Source organism: Micromonospora sp. ATLC20, assembly GCF_057196585.1.
This window is the reverse complement of sequence record NZ_JBXUOV010000353.1, coordinates 1-1,982: the sequence shown is the minus strand read 5'-3', so window position 1 is coordinate 1,982 and position 1,982 is coordinate 1. Positions and strand designations below refer to the sequence as shown.

General features: G+C 72.6%; 1 protein-coding gene and 1 pseudogene. One reads left to right on the top strand and one right to left on the bottom strand.

Translation table 11 applies throughout. From position 1 onward, the window contains the following. Positions 1-108: 108 nt before the first annotated feature. Positions 109-1,488, bottom strand: coding sequence for a cytochrome P450 (locus tag AC2CHG_RS31200; protein ID WP_484526185.1), 1,380 nt, complete (start codon positions 1,486-1,488; stop codon positions 109-111). 267 nt (positions 1,489-1,755) lie between these two features. Between AC2CHG_RS31200 and AC2CHG_RS31195 the strand changes: the two are divergent. Further along, positions 1,756-1,982 (top strand): annotated as a pseudogene (locus tag AC2CHG_RS31195) (hypothetical protein); the annotation flags it as partial.

The following is a 1,982-nucleotide window of genomic DNA, read 5'->3' as shown; positions in this document are numbered from 1 at the left end:
GCTGAGCTCTCGGCCACCCGGCCGCGCCGTCGGGCGCGCTCCCGGGCCGACCGCCGACACGGGACGGGCCGGCCCTCGTCGAGGGCCGGCCCGGTCGATCGGTACGTCTCAGGCGCTCGCCGCCTGCTTACGCGGCTCGGCCACGACAGTCGCCCCCTCGGACGGGGTGAGCAGCACGTGCGAGGTCTTCTGCGCCTCCGGACCGGCGCCGTCGGGGCGGCGCAGGTCCATCCGCTTGATCACCTCGGGGATGACCGCCTTCATCTCGATCATCGCGAACTGCGCGCCCAGGCAGTGCCGCCGCCCGCCGCCGAACGGCAGGAACGCCGCCTTCGGCACGTCCTCGCCGAGGAAACGGTCCGGCCGGAACTCCTCCGGCGACTCGAACGACTCCTCCCGGCCGTGCAGCAGCGGCACCGACGGCGCCACCCACCAGCCGCCCGGCACCGTGTAGCCGCCGATCTCCAGCGGGCCGGACAGCGCCCGCGGCATCACCGGCACGATCGGCCGGGTCCGCATGGTCTCCTTGATGACGGCCTCCAGGTACGTCTCGTCGCCGTCCTTGGTCTCCTCCAGCAGTCGCCGGTAGACGTCGGGGTGACGGACGAGCCGCTCGAAGACCCAGGCCATCGCCGCGGCGGTCGTCTCGTATCCCGCCTCCAGCAGCGTCATGAGCGCGTCGCGCAGCTCCAGGTCGGTCATCGGCGTGCCCTGGTCGTCCGCGGCGCGCAGCAGCTGGGACATGATGTCCTTGCGCTCGGCGTTGTCCGGCTCGGCCCGCCGCCGCCGGATCTCGTCGTAGAGGATCGCGTCGCAGTCCGCGCGCGCCTGGGTGAACCGGGCCGCCGCGCTGCCCGGGATCTTGCGGAAGATCGGCTCGATGCCGGCCCACGCCGAGCGGGACAGCACGAACGCCAGCGTCTCCATGCTGGACGCCGACGCGGTCAGCCGGGGCAGCATCTCCCGCAGCTGGGCGACCCGTTCGAGGTCGCGGATGCCGAACACGACGCGCAGGAGCACGTCCAACGCGATGGTCTGCATCTTGGGCCGGACCGGGAACGGCGTGCCGACCGGCCAGGTGGCGACCGACTCGACCGCGATGCGGCGGATCTCCTCCTGGTAGCTCTGCAGGTAGCGGGTGTGGAACGCCGACCCGATCATCTTGCGTTGCCGCAGCCACTCGTCGCCGTCGAGCACCAGGATCGAGTAGTCGCCCACCATCCGCTGCAGGAAGTCCTGCCGGGTACGGCCGGCGTTGCCGACGCTGCGGTCGGTGGCGAACACCTGGCGGGCGAGGTCCGGGTTCGCGACGTACACGATCGGCGGCATGCCGATCAGCGACACCGTGAAGATGTCGCCGTACTTGCGGTGGTTCTGGTCGAGGTAGTCGATCGGACCCCGGACGAACGACGCGGTCTGTACGAACCGCGGCGCGTTCGACCCCGGTGGAGTCTTCGAGGTGGTCGACCTGGTCGGAGCGGAAGTCATGCCAGTCTCCCCTGTGGGCAGGCGACGATCGCCACGGATGCACGCGTGGACGCTGCGGCGGCCGCCCCGTAACGAGGCCCGTTGCCCGCCCGGAGCACGCTCGCGGTGTCCCCGGCAGCGTCGCCCGCCGCGCCGCCGCCGCACAAGCGTTCAGGACGCCGCGCAACTGCGACCGGTCCGCAGTCGACCGGCCGGGCGGTACGGTGCCACGACCGTACCCAGCCCGTGCGGCCGGCGCAGTCGGCGCGGGTGCGGCCGGGAGGTGCGATGGAGGACCTGGCCACGGTGAGCGCGACCGCGTTGCTGCGCGCCCTCGACGCCGGCGCCGTGTCCAGCGCCGACCTGGTCCGGGCCCACCTGGACCGGATCGAGCGGTTCAACCCGGCGGTCAACGCGGTGGTGGCGGTGGACCGGGACCGGGCGCTCGCGGCGGGGGCCGCCGCCGACCCGGCCCCCGCCCGCGGGGCTGTCTTTTTAAAACATATAAAATCCCA

What these genes read in the sequence shown, in the direction of transcription:
- AC2CHG_RS31200 (WP_484526185.1), bottom strand. Translation starts at nt 1,488, where the DNA reads ATGACTTCCGCTCCGACCAGGTCGACCACCTCGAAGACTCCACCGGGG.